A 19,210-nucleotide genomic window follows, 5' to 3' on the forward strand; every position below is an offset into this window, starting at 1 on the left:
AAATTTGACTTTGATTGACCAATGTTTTTTATACTCTTAGAAAATCTATTCAAACCACGTCAGTTCTATCTGTAACCTCAAAACAGTGTTTTGAGCACTTCCTAGTTTGCTCGTTGATTTTCATTGAGTATAAGCGTTCTAGTAAGGCTTTCATTTACCTTACGTTCATAATATACTACATTAGTCAGAAAAGGTCAAGAGTTTTGACTTTAACTGACCAATATTTTTTAGAATGCAAAAACACCCTGAAACATCAGGGTGCCATTCTTACATCAAATATAAAATTGCTAGAGTCAGGAGACTTGCTAGAATCCCTATTCCCCAAAAGAAGAAATCAACCTTCCACTCGCTCCAAGGATTTCCTTTACCAGACAATCCTCCAAGCTCAAAATGGTGATGCACAGGCGTCATACGGAAAATACGTTTACCACCAGTCATTTTGAAATAACTTACTTGCATCATAACCGAAGTTGTTTCAAAGACATAAATAATTCCGATAATCAAGAGAGTCCATTCTTGGTGGAGGGCCATAGAAATCGCTGCCAGCATTCCACCGAGAGCCAAACTTCCCACATCTCCCATAAAGACCTTGGCAGGCTTATGGTTAAAGACAAAGAAACCAAGCAAACCACCAATCATGGAAAGAATCACTAGAAGAATATCCATCTGACCTTGCACATAGGCAATAACTCCATAGGCAGACAAGCTAATCACCACTGAAATACTAGCTAAACCGTCAATACCATCTGTCAAGTTGACTGCGTTTGAAAAACCGACTAGCCAGAAAAGAGCGAAGACAATATAGAAAATCCCTAGATGCACTTGGTAACCAAAGACAGAAAGTATATCTCCACCGCGCTCATAGAAAAGGTAGAAAACGACCCCACCTAGAAGCTGAAGAGCCAATTTTTGCTTGGGATTTAGCCCCTCATTGATTTTACGGAAGACCTTGAGAAAGTCATCTAAAAATCCGACAAGTCCATAAAGGACCAAGATGAACAAAATCATTCCTACATTATTGCTGAATTGGCTACTAAATAGGGCAAAAAAGAAGGCAACCAAAACAGAAGCAATTAAGAAAACCAAGCCTCCCATTGTAGGAGTCCCAGCTTTTGCCTGATGCTGTTTGACATCCTCATGCATCTGCTGGCCTGTAATTTGCGCCTTTCTATAAAATTGGATAAAGGCTGGAATTCCTACCAAAGTTAGTAAAAATGTCACAATTCCAGCACTGATGGAAATAAACATATTAGTCTCCTAAAGTTAATGTAATTTTTTTAATGTCCTTGATAGCTGTGTTAGCACGAACATCTTGCTTCTGCACAGTAGAACCTGAACCTTCAAATACAAGTTCTATATTTAACCACTTAGAAAAAGCTTCTGCGGTTGCTTTTGTCCAACCATACATATCTGGAACTTCCTCTGCTTTATCAGATAAGAGGAGAACTTGCTGGTTAGGAGCAAGATTGGTTCCTTCTTCTACAGATGATTCTTTAATCTTTGTTCCTGTTCCTACAACGATTGGTTGCACAATATTGCGACGTAAGGCTTCCGCCAAATCACCGGGTGAAATATCCTTGATGCTAGGCATGGCATAAGCGCTTTGATTGGTTACCTGATCTAACGTTTTAGCGGTAGATTGCAGGTTAAGGGAATCTTTCATAGCCACCGCTCTTTCCAAGATAGGATTGGCAAATTCTCCCAACTGGATACCTGAATAATGTTCAGGTTGTTGAACCGTTACATACAAGATAAAATCAGGATTTTCAGCAGGGTTCATTGATACAGCCGAAAAAATGTAATTGGTCGTACCAACCAAGTAACCCCCATTTTTCTCATCGGCAATCTGGGCTGTACCGGACTTGAGAGCTACATTTTGACCAGGAACAGTTACAGTTGGCTTGCCTGTACTGTGGTTATGCATGGTTCCATAAACTGGATCTGTTCCTACCAAAACCATGTTGGTTCGAGTTAGACTGGCTGCATCTTTAGAAACAGGATTTCCTACAATCTCTTTTTGAGATTTCCGAACAGATTGGTCATTTGGGTCATATAAGGCACTGATAAATTTAGGTTCTAACATGACTCCATCGTTGGCAATAGCCGTGAAGGCACGAATCATTTGCGTCTGGGTCACTGAAATCCCTTGTCCAAATGAACTCTGAGCAATATTTACGATATTGTCAGCCGGAAGTTGACCTGCATATTCATCCGTCAAGCCAAAACGAGTCGGAACACCAAATTTAAAGCGATTAAGATAATCAAGCCAGGTAGCATCTCCCATCTTTTGCTCAAGAAGGGTCATCCCAACGTTACTTGAGAGAGCGAACCCTTGAGAAAAGGTCATCATTCTGCCACCAGTCAATCCTTCATTGACGTCCCAATCTCGAATAGTAACATCTGCTACTTTTAACTCACTACTATTGAAAACTTCTCCTCCTGGGAAAGTGTTATTGTCAATAGCAGCAGCGAGCGTCATGACCTTCATGGTTGACCCTGGCTCATAGTTACTTTGATAGAGGATATCACGCCAAACAAAGTCCTTGGTAAGTCCTTCCTTAGTATCAGCATCGAAGGTCGGCCGTTGCGTTGTTGCAAGAATTTCCCCTGTTTTAGCACTGACCAAGGTAGCCGTCATATACTTGCCTTTTACTTTTTCTTGAAAAGCATTCATCTGTGTCTCCATGAAGGATTGAAGGGTGCTAGAAATAGTCGTATAAACATCCTTGCCATCTACCGTTTGCTGGGAAACTTGTTCCGTTCCGGGGACAATATTACCCAGACGATCTTTTTCATAGGTAATGATACCGTCTTTCCCTGCAAGAATACTATTCAAGGAACTCTCCATCCCAGAAGTTCCCAGCAAACTCTTGCTTCCATCTTCATTTTCGTGGAGTTGAGCTAAACCAATAAAACTAGAAGCGAATTGTCCATTTGGATAGCTTCTATTAGGGCTAGTTGTGAAGTCAATTCCTTCAACACTAGCGTCTTTTAGATCCTTTTTAATAGCCATCATATTGGCATAGGTAATTCCATTTCCTTTTGCTCCAAAGGAAACCTGGGTCAGATTTGGTTGAGCTAATTGCTCTTTCACATAAGCCTCATCCATATCCAAATACTTATGGAAAACCTCTGCTACCTTATTAAACTGGGCATCTTCTACATAAAGAATTTTACCCGTTGCTGATTTGTATTTTTTATCAATAACAGCATAGACATTATAGGAAGTTGCGTCCTCAGCAATCGGGACTCCATTTCGGTCATAAATAGTCCCACGTTTGGCAGGGACTATACGGGTTATTTGGTGAACCTTCTTAGCCTCTTTGACTAGATCCGTTCCAAATTTACTACCACTCCCGATAATAACAGCAAAATTGACCAAAAAGACAGCGAAAAGTACGACAGCTAACAAGCTGATGTACTTCCCCACTATTTTACGGTTTTCTGCTGGAGATTTACGGTTTCTAATCGCAAATCGGGTTATTCTTTTTGTCCACTTCATATCTTACTCCGCTGATCGAATATTCTCATTATTCAATTTTAAGTCCTTAGAATTTGCGATTTCTTTCAAGCGTTCTGCCCTCAACAATTCATTTACCTCTTGTTTGGCATCATCCAACTCTGTCTTCTTCTCTTCTATCTGCGCATTGATTTTTGTTAAATCATTTTGTACTTGTAGGAGTCGGGTCTGCATAAAGATAATACTCAGCGCCAAAACGAGAGCTGTAAACGCAATGGAAAGATAAAAAGCCTTCTCCACACGGGAGAATTTTTTTATACGATTCTGCAAGAATTGACTGGTTGTTTCTTTCTTATCTACCATTTTTTCCTCTTACTTGTGAATTTTTCTGGCCACGCGCAACTTGGCTGAGTGCGAGCGGTTATTGGCTTCTAATTCTTCTGCACTTGGCAAGATTGGCTTACGGGATACCAATTCCATCTTGGGCTTGAGATCATCTGGGATGAAAGGCAAACCTTTTGGAACTTCCACAGTTGAAGCCTCCTTGAACAATTGCTTGGTCAAGCGGTCTTCTAGTGAATGAAAGGTAATCACTGAAATTCTACCATCCAGAGCCAATATATCCATAGCCTGCTGGATGGACTCATCTGCCGCTCCCAGTTCATCATTGACTTCAATTCGAATAGCCTGGAAAATCTGCTTGGCAGGATGCCCCTTCTTCTTGAGTTCCTTGGCCGGTTTGGCCGACTTAATAATTTCTGCCAATTCAGTCGTAGTCTCGATTGGCTTGACTTCCCGAGCTTGTTCAATCTTACGCGCAATCTGTTTAGAGAATTTATCCTCACCATACTTGAAGAAAATACGAACCAAGTCATGATAGTCATAGTGGTTCACTACTTCATAAGCTGTCAGACTAGCATCCTGATTCATGCGCATGTCCAGTGGCGCATCCTTTTTATAAGAAAAACCACGCTCACGCTGGTCCAGCTGAGGACTAGACACTCCCAAGTCATAACAAATTCCATCAATTTCCTGAACACCAGCTTCGCGCAAACGTGCCTGTAAATGACGGAAATTATCCTTGATAAAGGTTACCATCCCTTTTTCGATATAGGGTGCCAAACGTTTTTGCGCATTGTCAATGGCATTCTGGTCCTGGTCAAAGGCATAGAGATGGCCTTTTTCACTTAATTTACTTAATAAATACTCGCTATGGCCTGCTCCACCCAAAGTCGCATCAACGTAGATACCGTCAGGCTTTACGTCGAGCATATCAATCGTTTCGTGGAGTAAGACCGTTACATGATGAAATTCTTTTGTCATATCTTATCTATTTTACCACAAATCTGACTAGCTTGCACTAGTCAGACAAATAGGCCAAAAACAAGTAAGATTTCTTTAAGAAATATGTCAAATATGCTTGACATTCACTCTATAGAAGAATATAATGTAGTCAAATATATGCGACACAAATCAGAAAGGAGACCAGATGAATCGTGTGAAAGAATTTCGCAAGGAACTGGGCATTTCCCAGCTCGAACTCGCCAAGGATATCGGTGTCTCGAGACAGACCATCAATATGATTGAGAACGACAAGTACAATCCAACCCTGGAACTCTGTCTCAATCTCGCCCGCAGCCTCCAAACTGACCTCAACAGTCTCTTTTGGGAGGATAATTTTTAAAAAAGGAGCCAACTCATGAAAAAAGAAACCTTCACTGAAAAACTGATCAAGCGCACATACGGTATTTCTGATCCACTTGACGAATACAAACGACGCGAGGCTGATCGTATCGGCAATCAAGTCTTTATCATCCTCTTTTATCTGATGATTTTCGGAAATCTTATTCCACTCCTTCTGGCCTATAAATACCCTCAAGAAGTGGCTCTAATCTATCCTCCTCTGATTTTAGTGATTGCCCTCATCGCTGCTGGCTATGTCACCTACCAAATGCAAAAAACAGGGATTACAACTATTGAACCAGATATGCTGAGTGAGAAAGAAAGTAAGCAACTACACTACCCAGGTCTGAAAGCAGGTTTGTTCTTTGGTCTATGGATGTTTTTTATAACTCCTCTTCTCGGTATACTCATAGGTGAAGGTCAGGACTATTTTCATTCTCTTCTCACTATAAGAAATGGTGTATCAAGCATTCTAGGTTCTATTTTCTTCGGAGCGAGCATACAGTTCCTCATCTCCCGTCGCATTGCAAAAACTAAGAAAGATCAAGATGAGGATTAGGAGGTGCCCTATGAAAAAAGAAAAGAAACAGTTACGTTATCCTGGTCTGAAAGCAGGTTCGATTTATGGAATAGTGATATTTTTTATAATTCCACTCATTGATACCCTAACAAGTGAAAATCCAAATTTTATCACTTCTCTTCTAAATACAAAACATATTTTTAAAACTATACTGGGAGCTTTCTTTTTCGGAGTGATGATGCATATTGTCGACTCACTTCGTATTGCAAGAGCTAAAAAAGACCAGGATTAGGAGGTACCTATGAAATCATTACTAACTTTACTGACCTATCATCTTTTGTTCAGTTCTCTGCTCATCTTCATCATCGTTTCAGGGAACTTGCCAATCAGCGAGATATTTCTCGGGCTAGTCTTTGTTCCAGCCCTTAACAAAGGACTGACTTATCTAAAGATTGACTCCCAAAAAACGCGCATACTCAACTTAGCACTGTGCTTTATGATTCTATCTTTACCACAATTGATGGTCATCTCAAGCAATTGGAAATATTATTTACTGCTCACTATCGCTAGCCTTTCTTCTATCACTTATCTTTATTATCTCTATCAATTCGTAAAAGAAAGTCAGTAAAACTGCTCATTTAGGAGGTTACTAGTATGAAAAAAGATGACTTAACCACTCGCCTACTCCGAAATCTCTTTCATATCCAAGGCCCTTTTGATGAATGCCGACAAGAAATTATCTACAAGGCTTGTGCCCGTTCCATGGTCCAAATCGTTTATTCTTCCTTCTTTCTCTTCTTGTTTTATCTATTATTTGGACGCTTCATAGAGGTCGTTCGCTATGCCATGCCCTATGTTTACTCTGGACTCATTTTTTTCATTACCTTAAAAACTCAAAGAGCCGTCAAAGAACTCCACTTGGAAAAAGATGACAAGTCAGAAATCATCCTCAAAACCTACAGCAAAGCCCAAATCAAATTCCGAAGCTGGATTGTGTTTATCAGTCTTCAGATTGGCCTCTTTACCCTACTCATCTTTCATAAAGTCTTCGTTCAGCAGATGTCCCTTTCAGATTTTGTGAAGTTACTCATGCAATTCGATAAAAGTGTTCCTTTACTGATGTATGGTCTAATTATCGGTAGCATTTTTGGAACCCTGACCTACGGCTTTCTATCCCTACAGGAGGAGAAAACGCCTAAAAATACCAAGCAGAAAGAGAAAAGCAAACAATGACCTCAATCTACGATTTTTTAGTCTTAAACCAAGACAATCAAGAAACCCCATTAGATGCCTATCGTGGTAAGGTTCTCTTGGTTGTCAATACTGCTACTGGATGTGGTTTAACGCCCCAGTATCAAGGACTCCAAGAACTCTATGACCGCTATCAAAATCAGGGCTTTGAAATTTTAGACTTCCCTTGCAATCAGTTTATGCGACAAGCACCAGGTAGTGCAGAGGAAATAAATAGTTTCTGTAGCCTACACTATCAAACCACCTTCCCACGTCTTGCAAAGGTCAAGGTCAACGGTAAGGAAGCAGATCCTCTTTATGTTTGGCTAAAAGACCAGAAATCTGGCCCACTAGGAAAACGAATTGAATGGAATTTCGCTAAATTTCTCATCGGTCGAGATGGGCAGGTCTTTGAGCGTTTCTCTTCCAAAACAGACCCAAAACAAATTGAAGAGGCCATACAAAACCTACTATAATTCACAATCTCACTATGATTAGGTCTCCTTTAGCCTAATGAATAGTGAGATTTTTTGATTGGCTGTGACTCAAATAAAAAAACACCCCATGATATGAAACATGAAGTGTTATAAAAATGATACATTTTACAGCAGACAACCCTCTACTGACTACTATTTTTAACCCCAGCATATGCATAGGTTCTATTTCTAGGACACTCTTTTTCCGTTACTACCCTAAAATAAAAGCGATGCTCCCGCCCATCCTTGGCATTCTCCTTGTTTAGGACAAAGTAGTTTTTCTGATTCAAGGCCATAGTGCGTAGGATGTCATCGATCAAAAAAGTCAAGGGTACGTTCATGGCAGAGTATTTTTGAAAATCCTCTTCAAAACGAATATAGTCATCTGAAAAATAATCCATCTGTAATTTATTTTCATACAGCTCTTTTCTAGTCATAAACTCCCTCCTCCCACAGCCGAATTTCTAGGATATCTGCAACCTCTATCAACCTACATCCCTCGTTTGTCCTAATAGATAGAGTCTGAGGTGATAACTCTCTCACCACACCGATAATAGTAACCTTCTGCCTCTTTTCCTTAACCACAAAACTTCCCTTTAGCTGGCTAATATAAAGCTGAGAAAGCAAGTTCAACTTCTCAACTGGGTCCAAATCTATCGAAAAATCAACATGGTTTTTTTCTTCACTGAGCGAACTGGTGTGTTCTGAGAGGTAAAATCCCATCCACTTCTGCATACCTGGATCTTGATAATCTCGCGCGGATTGAAAAGGTAAATAAGAACGATCAATCATTGTAATCCATCTAATCCTCCAGCAGAATGTCCCCCAATCAGCTTGCTTCTAGCAAGACTCCTAGAGGCTTCTTCCAGTGCATTGGCTCTTAAAAGGGAAGTGAAACCAAATTGTTCCCGAATGGAGTCAATGGCCGTCTGGAGCCTTTCTTCTTTTTCTAACTTGTCAACATCATCAAAGAGGGAAATCAATCCAAAGGACTCGTCTACAAATCCTGAATAGTTAACTCCGACACTTCTGACTGCTCCAGAAGTGTATTTGTTATGAAATAACTTCAAAACATAATTCGTTAAGACAGCTGTATTATTGGTCGGTTCGATCTTTATTTGTGTGTGAATAGACGACCTAGCCTCCTGTTTAGAGAAACCGACATAGATAGAGACAAGGGTTGTTTTCTTGCCAGACCTTCTCAGTCTAATAGCTACCTGCTCTGCCATTTCTCGGAGAATAATTTCAATATCCCGTAGCTTCACGTAGTCTCTCGGCAAGATTTGAGAATTCCCCAAGCCCTTGGATTTGGCCTTATAGGGCTTATGAACATTGCTCTCATCAATCCCGTTGGCATGAAACCACAAACGCAGACCAGCCTGACCCAGAGCTTTCTTTAGCTGGTCGGGATTGCTGGTTGCCAATTCCTTGATAGAAAAAATCCCCAGAGCATGCAAGCGTTTCTCCATCCGCCTGCCAATTCCCCAAAAGTCGGTCATCTTGGGAATGGACCAGACCTTCTCTTCCACATCCTGGTAAGACCAGTTGGCCCTCATGGTCGGAGTGTGCTTGGCTTCATTATCCAGAGCCAACTTGGCCAGTAAGGGATTGGCATTTGACATACCTACTGTAGAGTAGATTCCTGTCTGCCTCCAAATATCCCTCTGAATACGAGCAGAAAGCATATCCAGCTTGTTTTTGCGAGAGAGACTCTTATCTGGGATGAAATAGTTGAGCGAGCTAGTCAGGTCAATAAAGCCCTCATCGATAGAGTAGGGATAAATATCATCTGGACTGCCATAATTCTGAAAGATTCGTTGAATTTCCATATTGACTGCAATGTACTCATCCATTCGAGGAGGGACAATCAAGGTAACTTGAGCCCAATTTTCGATGTAGCGAACATAGTCTGAATCAGTAGGCAACCCCTGCTTTCTAGCATTATAGTAGGAAAATTTGCGGGTCTTGATATCAAAGGGCAAATCATAGGCTCGACCAACATTTGACTTGCCAAAAATCTTCTTAAACAGGGGAGAGGAGGCTAGGATAAGACCAGTTGAATTATCCGCACGACTCATGACACAAAGCGAGGTTTTCAGCGGATGTAAGCCCCTTTTCACGCACTCAACACTGGCATAAAAGGATTTCATATCGACAAAGGTAATGTCACTTTTGGGCTCTCTGGAATAATCAAAATAGCCCATTGCCTAGCCCTCCATCGGCACAAAGTTCCCAACGATAATCCCCACAATCCGAGGATCTTCCTCATAGGAGATGAAAATATCCTTGTATTTAGGATTGATAGAGACCAGACGCAATCCATTCTCCTCTCGATAGACCCGTTTGATATAGGTCTGGTTGTTGCAAACCACTGCATAAACCGCCCCGTCATAGTCAAATCCTGTCTCTCGAATCAGAGCTACTGAACCATTTTGGTATTTAGGTTCCATGGAGTCCCCAGACACCCATGACGCAAAATCATGAGCCAATTCCTCATTAAAGTAAACCGTATCAAAATTCTGATCATCGTAGACCGAAGCCCCAATACCTGCTGACATGCGTTCATAAACACGGTACTCGTAGAGGCGCTCTGGCATAGCTATCACTTTCTGGGCTTGCTCCTCTTGAGATAGGTTGCGAGCATAGAGAACAACCTTCTCCTGACCTTGCTTGGAGAGGCTATGGTAGAGACGGACAATCTCGATCTGAGTAAAATATCCTTTTGGTACTTTTAAAATATTCTCTAGCTGAAACACCTTCTCCTTGGACGGTTCCTTGACTCCACGTTCCCAAGCTGAGTAAGCCTGAAAACTAATCCCAAGTTGCTCTGCAATTTCCTTCTGTGTCAGTTTTAACTCTTTCCTCCGAGCCTTTAATTTTTCTGGCTGATACATACTTCACCTCCTATTATGATGATTTAATGGACATTATCTCCCTTAGAAAGACTAATCGATGCTTGAAGCCATATTTTTAAAGTTCAACCAATATGGTTTAGTTTTATTATACAAAAAAAGTGAACAAATGTCTACTAGGAATATCAGAAACATCATGAGTTTTATACTCAATGAAAATCAAAGAGCAAACTAGGAAACTAGCCGCAGGTTGCTCAAAACACTGTTTTGAGGTTGTAGATAAGACTGACGAAGTTAGTCACATATATACGGCAAGGCGACGTTGACGCGGTTTGAATTTGATTTTCGAAGAGTATTAATCAAACTAAAAGGATCTAGCCCTATACAATACAGAACTAAATCCTTTGAATAAATAATTGATCTAACTTTTAAAATCCCTACAGAAATTCCAGTTTTTCTCTATTTGATACCAGACATTAGTTTTTCAATACGTGGAACGTAGAAGAGTAAGATAATACCGAATACAATCGTAATTCCTCCAACAATTCCATAGTAAGCCACTTCAGTTTCGCTTGTATAAAATTTTACAATTTGAGCATTGATAGCTTGGGCAGCTGCATTACTCAAGAACCAGATAGACATCATTTGTGCTTGGAAGGATTTTGGTGCTAACTTAGTAGTGACTGATAGACCAATCGGCGAAATCAGCATTTCCCCTACAATCACAATAGCCCAACTCATAATCAACCAGAGAGAACTGACCTTAACATCTGTCCCAAAGAGCATCCCTGGTAACATCATCCACAAGAAGGATAGACCTGCTGCTAATAAACCGTAAGCAAATTTCTTAGAAGAGGACGGTTGCTTTTTACCCATTTTCCCCCACAACCATGCAAAAATCGGCACATAAATCATAATGAAAAGTGGATTGATACTTTGGAAAAAGCTAGATGGGAAATGAATCTGATTCCCAAATACATTAAAGTAAAGTCGAGTTTGATCATCCGCAAATAGAGCGAGAACAACAGAACCCTGCTCCTCAATAGACCAGAAGAGTACTCCAGCGATAAATAAAGGAATGTAGGCAAATACTCGGGATCTCTCAGTAGCAGTTATTTTATGACTAGATAAAATTTTGAAGAAATAGTAGATTGGAATGATTACCGCAATCACTGTAAAGATATTAACAATCATATCCACGTTAAATTGGTGAGTAAAGACTAAGCCTATAATCACCAGAATAACCATGACAAGTGTAAGTAGCAAGCGTTTAATCAAGGTCTGCTGGTCCTTCTGTGAAAGTGGATCAGTGGGGTAAAGACTTGATTCAGGCAGATATTTCTTCCCATCTAAAACATACTTCACCAGACCAAAGAACATCCCAATGGCAGCTAATGAGAAACCTAGATGGAAATTGACTTCCTGACCTAGATAACCTACTAAATAAGGGGCAACGAAGGCACCTAAGTTAATACCAAAGACAAAGATACTAAAACCTGCATCCCGTCTATCATCCTCTTTCTCATAAATCCCCCCACCATATCTGAGATATTGGGTTTTAAAAATCCAGTACCAAAGATAATCAAGGCAATAGAAAGATAGAGAGCCACTTGTCCAAAAGGTGTTGCCAAAGCAATATGCCCTAGCATAATCAGAATCCCACCGTAAAAGACAGTCTTACGACTTCCTAAAATACGGTCACTGACAAAACCACCGATAACCGAGGACAAAAATACCAGCGAGCCATAAATCGCCATAACCGATGCAGCTGTGGTCTTATCCATTCCCAATCCACCATCTTGCACACTATAGTACATATAGTAAAGTAGGATAGCTCGCATCCCATAGTAAGAAAAGCGTTCCCACATCTCTGTAAAGAAGAGGGTGGACAAGCCCATAGGATGTCCAAAAAATGTTTTCTGTTTTTCCATATATATTCTCCTTTAACGATATAATAATTCATTTTACAGAATTTTCAAACAAATGTCAAACAAATCCTGTTTGTTTTAGAAAATTTTCTGAAAAATCACACGTCTCATACTTAATTCCATCATAAAAATCCATTTCAGACTAACTTCCACTTCGGTCAGGCAAGCGAAAGTTACTTTAAAAAATCACCTTTAAAAATTTGCTCTTGTTTAGTTTAAAAATGTTTCAAACCTTGAAACATACTTATCCTTTCCTCTTCAGTAAACAAAAACATCCCTATGCCAAACTTGTAATTACTAAAATACAAACCAATAAGCATAGAGATGTAAAACTGTTACACATTAAAAAATAATAATTAGCAATCAAAGAATAGAAATTGTGTACGAAATGTCTCAATTAGTTTTCATTAGTAAATATCATTTCCAACAAACGCCCTCTCAATTCCTTATCCTGATGATGCAAGATATTCATTAACTCATGAGAATTTTTGGCATTGATGAATTGATTTAACAATCTATCTTTTAATTCATATGGAAGAGAAGCCGTCTTTAGTAGTCTAAAAACTTCGTCATTTAGGGATGTCCTTTTATGATCTTTCCATTCAAATCTAGCTGTATCATTCTTATTTGGCAATTCAATTATAGACACATTCGTTCCTTTAAAATGAATTCTATGCCTTCTATTGCTTGGAACGATACTAGAATCTCCTTGTAATGCCAACTCTACCATTCCTATTTCCCAATCGATTGATAATCTTGTTTTATATCTTTGACCATTTTGATCTTCAATCATTTCAAAAGAATGTTGCTTGCCTGGGAATACATACCAATCTACAACTTCAGGTAAATCAACACCCATACCTATCTCAGAACCAACCAAGGGAATGATTGCACCACTTTTTGCAAACACAGGTATAGTCGAAATGTCTCTATAAACACTTAACTTCACACCACCTGTGTACTTTTTCTCTGAAAAGAAGTCATACCATTCACCTTCTGGGAACCATACATCCACTTTTGCAGATTGGAATGCCAAATCCATCTTTTCTACAATGGGAGCCACCATCAGTTCTGTTCCAAAAAAGTATTGATTTGGAACATTATAACTCTCATCATTCTCTGGGTAGAAATAATACATTGGGCTGATTAATGGGGTACCTTCCTCATGTGTTTTTACATTCATGGTATATAGATATGGAATCATCTGATGTCTCAAACGAAGGTATTTCTTCATAATCTTAGATGTTGTTTCTGAAAAAAACCAAGGTTCTTTACTATTAAAGGGGCTTCTAGAACTGTGTAATCGAGTAATCGGACTAAAAACACCAAACTGTAGCCATCTGGTTTGTAGCTCTTCGTCATAATCCCCCAGCATGTGCCCACCGATATCATGACTCCACCAACTATAACCGATATTAGATGCTGTTGCTGTAAAATAAGGTTGAAATCTTAAGGAATTCCAACTAATAATGGTGTCCCCTGAAAAACCAACAGGGTATCGATGACTACCCGGCCCTGCATATCTTGATAAAATCAACCCCCCTTCTGCATTTTTACAACTATCCTGATAGTGATAATGGTTTAAAAGCCACAGCGGATCCAACATGCCTTGTGTACCTTGTTGCCAGTCAATCCACCAAAAATCTACTCCCTGCTTTTCTAGCTCATAATGAACATCTTTAAAGTAAGCTTCCCTAAAAGAGGGATTAAAAAAATCAAAAATGGCTGGTTCCTCTAATTCTACATTTAACCCTAATCGTTTGGCAACTCTAGGATAAGCTTCTTCATAAGCCCGTATACCATCAGCAGGATGGACATTTAAAGAGAGTTTTAACTTTCTATCATGAAGTTGTTGCAATAACTGTTCTGGATTAGGTATTAAGTTTTTATTCCAACTATATCCTGTCCAGCCACTTCCAAAACGAGCTGGAATGTCAGTTATATGCCAATCCATATCTAAAACACCGATAGATAATGGAATTTTCTCTGTTTCAAATCTATCTATTAAATCCAAGTATTCATCCGACGTATAAGGCCAATACCTACTCCACCAATTCCCTAAAGCATATCTTGGCAACAAGGGTGTTGAACCAGTCAAATGGTAAAAGTCTCTGATTGCTCCTCTATAATCATGCCCATAGGCAAAGAAATAGAGGTCAATTTGATTTTCTCTCTCAATATAACCAGACTGTTCATCCCAAATAAATCCTTGAGAATCATCCAATAAGGCTATACCATTTCGGCTAATAATTCCATCTTCTAACGAGATTGCTCCATCTGCCTTATCCAGAGTCCGAGCTGTTCCTTTTAATGTTTCAATAGATTCACCAAAATACCAGCGACTACCATATACGGCAAAATTTCCTTTTAATTCTATAAATAAATTTTCGGCGTTAAATTCTCCTTTATTAAAGTGCAGATGAAAATAGTCCGTCATAATATCTAGTACGTTTGGTGTCTCTATATGATTTAATGAAACTTGGCCAAAATCTCTATTGTAGATAAGTTGTGTCGTTCTATCCTCAAAACTTCCAGTTTGAGAGTATTCTAACCTTACTAACTTGTCTGTTAATACAGAGATTCGATAAAACTCTCCCTTAAAAATTTTCAATTTGTTTTCCTCCTTTTATGGTAGCATAAAAACAGAACGCACCATTTTTGATGCGTTTTTCCTTACTCTGAATGCAATGTTCTATCTGTTATATCTATGACAAATAATAGTCAATTGAAAAAATGTAGTGGACAAAATATCTTTTAACAAACCAAGAGTTTATTAAAGAGTTATCCCTTTTCAACCTTTCTAAGATAGGATTAATAAATAATTTCAAACTCTTACTAGCAACCATACGATATTCAAGATCGCGTGCTTTTTGCTCATCTCGTTCTTCCTGCTTATTTCTTAGAACTGAAGAATCTGGATAGGTATATAAATTATTCGGATCAATATAGTCCTAAGAATCCTAACATTTACGCTTCATTAAGCCATCCCCAGAGCAAGAGCTTCATCTCGTAATTTTTCAACATCACTAACCGTAGGTCGCCATCCTTCAATCATATTTGTACTTAAAGCATACCAAACACTCTTAAAAACGGATCGGTTTTCAAAAGCTACTCCCATGATTGTCATCTTTTCTTTATCTATATCTAAGGACATATGCTACCTCTTTTAGTTACATTATACCATGTTTCTCTGTAGCTTTTAAATATTTTATTTTGTCTGTAATTTCTAATTTTTCAGCGCATTCATCCTATTTTATAAACCTCAAATCCAAATATAAAACGCATTATTTTCCCTTTTTAACTAATGATACTGAGTAAAAACTTAACTTCAGGAAAAAACGAAGTAAGACTAAGCAAAAATCAAAGAGCAAACTCGAAATACTGATTTTAGACTGAAGATAATACTAGAATGCTAATTAATGTTTTTACAATAAAGAGCTGACGACTTATGTTGCTTTTGATTTCTTAAGAGTATAAAAACCAACAATAAAGTAAACTTTCGAGTGTTTTGAAACGTTGATATAATCGTATTGATTAACGTTTTGAGCAACTGACCTTGTCAGATTGCAGCCACATTTGTAAGCGACTAAAGTCGCAACAACTGTGTCAATTGCACCAATTTAGTAAGAAAGTACAAAAAGAACACCCCGAAAGGTGCTCTTTGTAAGTATAGTAATTCTCTCGAATTAACGTTTACTAAATTGTGATGCTTTACGAGCTTTCTTAAGACCTGGTTTGACAGATAGATATTTCAGTAACTATCAAAATCGTACTATAATAATTCTAAACATACTTTCTATACTTTGATAATTTGAAAAATTTGAATAAGTTTAATTAAATAAGGTAATTTATCTTCCTACGAAACGATGTAAATAGTAGTTTAATATCAGAACACCTTTATCGATTAAATGATTCTCAATTTTCTTTTCCACACAATACCTGGTCATATCCTTTTGGAATAGATTTCAATGGAAAAATAAGAACAACTGATTCATCCTACTGTTCTCCTATTTTATCAAAAATGATACCCGATGTAATATATTTCCATCTTCCATTTTTTAGTTTTTCATTCACCAAAGATTGTCCAGTCAATTGAAGCAAATTCTATATGTAAGTTCTTTCCGGTTTCTAATTGCTCATTCCCACTAAAAATTGAATTTAACTGATTTATAAAAAATATCCCTTTAGTAAGTTCAACCATTTTTATATAGCTTGCCACCCCATATAGATGTGCTATATATTGCTCCTTACTTCCAGTAAAACTGTTTTTATCTAAATGTTCTTCCAAACCAAATTTCTTGATAAAGTAAATCTCTTTTCTTAAATTTCTAGTGACTGACCTCGGTACAGACAATTTTTCATTTACTATAATCCCAGTCACTCTCTTCCTATCACCAGGCTTTAGAAAAATCGTCTTCTCATTATTTAAAGAAAATTGATAACTACGAATTATTTCTTCTACAATACCTTTTATCCAGAATATTTTACTATTCCCAGAGATAGTTATATCATCAGCATATCTCGTGTAAGATAGTCTATATTTTCTACAAAGATTATCTATCCTTTTATCTAGTTCTCGACAAACTAAATTAGCCAAATAGGGACTGGTCGGAGCTCCTTGGGGCAACTGCCCTCGAAATACACAAATATTTGCTAAAGCAGTTGCAACATCCTTATTGTATCCCAGTTCAAAAAATAGACTTCTTACCTTCCGAAAATCAATACTCGGAAAAAAATCTTTGATATCCATTTTAAGGATGTATTTTTTCTTTAGATGAATAGAAGCATTTAAAACGATAGATTTCATAGGCATGAAACCAGTAGCACTGGGATCTGACTGTACTTTATACAAAATATTATCTAAAATCCATCTCTGCATACTCTTTAAAGCAATATTGGGAACATTTAAGACTCTATTCCCTCCATTTCTCTTAGGGATGGTGATTTCTTTATACAATTTATTATGTGAGTATAATACTTTATAAAAAAACTTTTTATTAGTACCAATGTTTTCCCTTAATTCTTCTAGATTACAAAAAACAGGAATGTCAAGCTTTTTTAATTCCTCTAATTGACTCATACTTCCCCTCTTCCCACAAAGTTACTACAACTAACATAACCTTAATTAAACTGTACCAAAAAACACTAAAGAAACTCATTTTTCATAACTAAAAACAAATGTTTTTTGGGTGCAGTTTAATTAAAATTTTCCTGTAGGACAGTAATAGCTGCGGACCCCGCAAAGCGATACTGTCCTAGTGATAATTTTCAATCGAAAATTTCACTCGTTAATTAATTTATTAATTAACGACCGACCTTTAAGAACTTTTTTTCTTAGATTAAGCGACTCGCTTATCAGACACTCTAACTTATAGAGATAAAAAAGGAGGTTCTTTCTGCTCTCCAATCCCCATAAAATCTTTTTTGATTTTTTGGAAATCAACTTTATGGAGTTTAAATTGTTTTAAAAAATCCAATCCTTGTTCAGAAAGTGTGTAGCTGTTATCAATAAGTTCAATCAAATTCTCATCTTGACATTCCTGCATTACACTATCAGTATAACAAATAATTTGCGAAAGTTCAATTTCCACAATATTTGATCTTTGTTTTTTATTATTTTTAACATACAGTAGTACAACAGCTTTTTGCCTAATCTCTTCCGGTATTTTATTATAAGTCATAAACCACTGTAGTTTATTGCGCTCCTTAACCCAATTACTCATAAATTTATAACTTCCCCCATTCTTTTTATCTCTTGGGAATAAGGAACGCCAGCCATTATCTATAAGATTATCATTCCAAAACAACTCTAATGTATTATTAGGGGTATTTCTGTAAGTCGTTAATACCGATTCAGTATCCTCATAACCTAAAGGATTGCAAAAATTTCCAAATGCTTCGATAATACTCTGTTCTTCATAAGAATTAGCAAAGTACTTATCTGATTCCTCATATGACGCTACCTGCCCATTTAAATCTTCTGAACTTAAGAACTCCTTAATAGTATTCTTAGATACTTTTGTAGCATGGATACAATAAATAATGAGTCTAATATCATCACCTATATACTTCTTTATCAATCTTATAAAGTCAATAATCGTTTTACCGGAACCTGTATAATCGTCAATTAAAATCAAATATTTCTTATTACTTAATCTCCTCTTCCATTCAACTTTCAGCCTTTCAGATTCCAATCTATAAAATCTATCGTCATAATGGCTAAATTTCCCATCATTTTTTTCCAAAAACTTAGCCCTTCCATACTCTAGATTTAAAATATCAGTGAATTCATAATAAGCATGATTAGGCAGTTCATTTATATCTATGTATAGATTAAGTATAGCATTAGAACTATTATGTTTATATGTTTCTTTATTCAAAATACTAGAAAAATGACATTCACTAAAATTAATTCCGCTGCATGACAGTTGCTCTACTAAACTTTCATGAAACTTCTTTAATACAGTCAATATTTCAGCTTTGGAATAATATTTATAATTATCTTTGATACAATCCAAAATAATTTGTTTTACTTCCGAACCATCATCTAACTGGGATAAAAAACGACCTAACCGACGTCTAAAACCTTTTATGTATTTTTCTTCATGGTCCTCAATATGATTCCTACTATAGAATTTTTGAACTAGTAGATTGAATTCTTCACTATTACTCAATGGAAAACCTCCATTCGGATTTTAGCGTAATATATTCTATTTTTTTATAAATTAACTAATACATCAACAATTCTATTTTATCATATTTCATGCGCAAACTCGGTTCATTATTTTAAAACTCCTATAAAAATATTATCGTACTCTCCAATATTTCTAACTAGCCTCCCTATCTATTTGATCCCCTTAATTGAATGGTATATATTCCATGTTTGAAACATAACTACTATTAAAAATATCGATGCATATACAGAAGCATTGAAAATACAGTTATAAATAAGTTTTTAACTAAACCATCATTTAGTAACCTTATGAAATGCGTTTTTTGTCATCTGATCTCCAAAGTAGCAATTTAAAACTTTTGAACAAGTAAGGAAAGCGTCGATATAC

General features: G+C 37.4%; 18 protein-coding genes and 1 pseudogene. 6 read left to right on the top strand and 13 right to left on the bottom strand.

Features of this window, described 5'->3' with window-relative positions; genetic code table 11:
- Window positions 1-267: 267 nt before the first annotated feature.
- From mraY to rsmH, 4 genes are read right to left on the bottom strand one after another with little or no spacing between them, the layout of a single operon-like run.
- Window positions 268-1,248, bottom strand: coding sequence for a phospho-N-acetylmuramoyl-pentapeptide-transferase (gene mraY, locus CYK16_RS01660; RefSeq protein ID WP_101776548.1), 981 nt, complete (start codon window positions 1,246-1,248; stop codon window positions 268-270).
- A 1-nt stretch (window position 1,249) separates the two neighbouring features.
- Window positions 1,250-3,502, bottom strand: coding sequence for a penicillin-binding protein PBP2X (gene pbp2x, locus CYK16_RS01665; RefSeq protein WP_101776549.1), 2,253 nt, complete (start codon window positions 3,500-3,502; stop codon window positions 1,250-1,252).
- A gap of 3 nt (window positions 3,503-3,505) precedes the next feature.
- Window positions 3,506-3,823 (bottom strand): cell division protein FtsL, encoded by a 318-nt coding sequence (ftsL, locus tag CYK16_RS01670; protein WP_000227822.1) that lies wholly within the window; start codon window positions 3,821-3,823, stop codon window positions 3,506-3,508.
- Between the two features lie 9 nt (window positions 3,824-3,832).
- Window positions 3,833-4,783, bottom strand: coding sequence for a 16S rRNA (cytosine(1402)-N(4))-methyltransferase RsmH (gene rsmH, locus CYK16_RS01675; protein ID WP_050279758.1), 951 nt, complete (start codon window positions 4,781-4,783; stop codon window positions 3,833-3,835).
- A gap of 166 nt (window positions 4,784-4,949) precedes the next feature.
- Between rsmH and CYK16_RS01680 the strand changes: the two genes are divergently transcribed.
- From CYK16_RS01680 to CYK16_RS01705, 6 genes are read left to right on the top strand one after another with little or no spacing between them, the layout of a single operon-like run.
- Window positions 4,950-5,144, top strand: a complete 195-nt coding sequence (locus tag CYK16_RS01680) for a helix-turn-helix transcriptional regulator (protein ID WP_001082471.1) — start codon at window positions 4,950-4,952, stop codon at window positions 5,142-5,144.
- Between the two features lie 15 nt (window positions 5,145-5,159).
- Entirely contained in the window at window positions 5,160-5,702 is a 543-nt protein-coding gene (locus tag CYK16_RS01685) for a DUF3278 domain-containing protein (protein WP_101776550.1), read from the top strand.
- A 10-nt stretch (window positions 5,703-5,712) separates the two neighbouring features.
- Entirely contained in the window at window positions 5,713-5,955 is a 243-nt protein-coding gene (locus tag CYK16_RS01690) for a hypothetical protein (protein WP_101776551.1), read from the top strand.
- A gap of 9 nt (window positions 5,956-5,964) precedes the next feature.
- Entirely contained in the window at window positions 5,965-6,291 is a 327-nt protein-coding gene (locus tag CYK16_RS01695) for a hypothetical protein (protein WP_101776552.1), read from the top strand.
- 26 nt (window positions 6,292-6,317) lie between these two features.
- Window positions 6,318-6,896, top strand: a complete 579-nt coding sequence (locus tag CYK16_RS01700) for a DUF3278 domain-containing protein (protein WP_101776553.1) — start codon at window positions 6,318-6,320, stop codon at window positions 6,894-6,896.
- Window positions 6,893-7,369: a glutathione peroxidase gene (locus CYK16_RS01705; protein WP_101776554.1), complete on the top strand. Its 477-nt coding sequence runs from the start codon at window positions 6,893-6,895 to the stop codon at window positions 7,367-7,369. The genes CYK16_RS01700 and CYK16_RS01705 overlap by 4 nt, the downstream gene beginning before the upstream one ends.
- A 143-nt stretch (window positions 7,370-7,512) precedes the next feature.
- On the opposite strand, the gene CYK16_RS01710 is transcribed toward CYK16_RS01705, so the two are convergent.
- The 9 genes and pseudogenes from CYK16_RS01710 to CYK16_RS01755 all read right to left on the bottom strand — a co-directional run bounded on the left by CYK16_RS01710 (window position 7,513) and on the right by CYK16_RS01755 (window position 18,823).
- Window positions 7,513-7,806 carry a DUF5960 family protein gene (locus CYK16_RS01710; protein ID WP_101776555.1) on the bottom strand — a complete coding sequence of 98 codons (294 nt, stop codon included), beginning with the start codon at window positions 7,804-7,806 and terminating at the stop codon, window positions 7,513-7,515.
- A complete protein-coding gene (locus tag CYK16_RS01715) occupies window positions 7,799-8,161 on the bottom strand; it encodes a hypothetical protein (RefSeq protein WP_101776556.1) in 363 nt (120 codons plus the stop codon). The genes CYK16_RS01710 and CYK16_RS01715 overlap by 8 nt, the downstream gene beginning before the upstream one ends.
- Window positions 8,158-9,573, bottom strand: a complete 1,416-nt coding sequence (locus tag CYK16_RS01720) for a Y-family DNA polymerase (RefSeq protein WP_101776557.1) — start codon at window positions 9,571-9,573, stop codon at window positions 8,158-8,160. The genes CYK16_RS01715 and CYK16_RS01720 overlap by 4 nt, the downstream gene beginning before the upstream one ends.
- Window positions 9,574-9,576: 3 nt before the next feature.
- Entirely contained in the window at window positions 9,577-10,263 is a 687-nt protein-coding gene (locus CYK16_RS01725; RefSeq protein WP_060805266.1) for an XRE family transcriptional regulator, read from the bottom strand.
- Window positions 10,264-10,680: 417 nt separating this feature from the next.
- Window positions 10,681-12,152: pseudogene (locus CYK16_RS01730) on the bottom strand (peptide MFS transporter).
- A gap of 394 nt (window positions 12,153-12,546) precedes the next feature.
- Entirely contained in the window at window positions 12,547-14,760 is a 2,214-nt protein-coding gene (locus CYK16_RS01735; RefSeq protein ID WP_101776558.1) for a glycoside hydrolase family 31 protein, read from the bottom strand.
- 366 nt (window positions 14,761-15,126) lie between these two features.
- Window positions 15,127-15,303: a hypothetical protein gene (locus CYK16_RS01745; RefSeq protein ID WP_000050754.1), complete on the bottom strand. Its 177-nt coding sequence runs from the start codon at window positions 15,301-15,303 to the stop codon at window positions 15,127-15,129.
- Window positions 15,304-16,215: 912 nt separating this feature from the next.
- The gene (locus CYK16_RS01750; RefSeq protein ID WP_101776559.1) at window positions 16,216-17,229 is read right to left on the bottom strand and encodes a retron St85 family RNA-directed DNA polymerase; all 1,014 of its coding nucleotides are present in this window, start codon (window positions 17,227-17,229) and stop codon (window positions 16,216-16,218) included.
- Window positions 17,230-17,518: 289 nt separating this feature from the next.
- Window positions 17,519-18,823: a phosphoribosyltransferase-like protein gene (locus CYK16_RS01755; RefSeq protein WP_060805651.1), complete on the bottom strand. Its 1,305-nt coding sequence runs from the start codon at window positions 18,821-18,823 to the stop codon at window positions 17,519-17,521.
- Window positions 18,824-19,210 lie beyond the last annotated feature (387 nt).

Origin of the sequence: Streptococcus oralis subsp. dentisani, assembly GCF_002860905.1 — a bacterium.
GTDB classification, from domain to species: Bacteria; Bacillota; Bacilli; order Lactobacillales; family Streptococcaceae; genus Streptococcus; species Streptococcus oralis_BA.

Bases quoted from the DNA above. Each gene is read 5' to 3' on its own strand.
- mraY (WP_101776548.1), bottom strand. From the start codon at position 1,248: ATGTTTATTTCCATCAGTGCTGGAATTGTGACATTTTTACTAACTTTG.
- pbp2x (WP_101776549.1), bottom strand. From the start codon at position 3,502: ATGAAGTGGACAAAAAGAATAACCCGATTTGCGATTAGAAACCGTAAA.
- ftsL (WP_000227822.1), bottom strand. From the start codon at position 3,823: ATGGTAGATAAGAAAGAAACAACCAGTCAATTCTTGCAGAATCGTATA.
- rsmH (WP_050279758.1), bottom strand. From the start codon at position 4,783: ATGACAAAAGAATTTCATCATGTAACGGTCTTACTCCACGAAACGATT.
- CYK16_RS01680 (WP_001082471.1), top strand. From the start codon at position 4,950: ATGAATCGTGTGAAAGAATTTCGCAAGGAACTGGGCATTTCCCAGCTC.
- CYK16_RS01685 (WP_101776550.1), top strand. From the start codon at position 5,160: ATGAAAAAAGAAACCTTCACTGAAAAACTGATCAAGCGCACATACGGT.
- CYK16_RS01690 (WP_101776551.1), top strand. From the start codon at position 5,713: ATGAAAAAAGAAAAGAAACAGTTACGTTATCCTGGTCTGAAAGCAGGT.
- CYK16_RS01695 (WP_101776552.1), top strand. From the start codon at position 5,965: ATGAAATCATTACTAACTTTACTGACCTATCATCTTTTGTTCAGTTCT.
- CYK16_RS01700 (WP_101776553.1), top strand. From the start codon at position 6,318: ATGAAAAAAGATGACTTAACCACTCGCCTACTCCGAAATCTCTTTCAT.
- CYK16_RS01705 (WP_101776554.1), top strand. From the start codon at position 6,893: ATGACCTCAATCTACGATTTTTTAGTCTTAAACCAAGACAATCAAGAA.
- CYK16_RS01710 (WP_101776555.1), bottom strand. From the start codon at position 7,806: ATGACTAGAAAAGAGCTGTATGAAAATAAATTACAGATGGATTATTTT.
- CYK16_RS01715 (WP_101776556.1), bottom strand. From the start codon at position 8,161: ATGATTGATCGTTCTTATTTACCTTTTCAATCCGCGCGAGATTATCAA.
- CYK16_RS01720 (WP_101776557.1), bottom strand. From the start codon at position 9,573: ATGGGCTATTTTGATTATTCCAGAGAGCCCAAAAGTGACATTACCTTT.
- CYK16_RS01725 (WP_060805266.1), bottom strand. From the start codon at position 10,263: ATGTATCAGCCAGAAAAATTAAAGGCTCGGAGGAAAGAGTTAAAACTG.
- CYK16_RS01745 (WP_000050754.1), bottom strand. From the start codon at position 15,303: ATGTCCTTAGATATAGATAAAGAAAAGATGACAATCATGGGAGTAGCT.
- CYK16_RS01750 (WP_101776559.1), bottom strand. From the start codon at position 17,229: ATGAGTCAATTAGAGGAATTAAAAAAGCTTGACATTCCTGTTTTTTGT.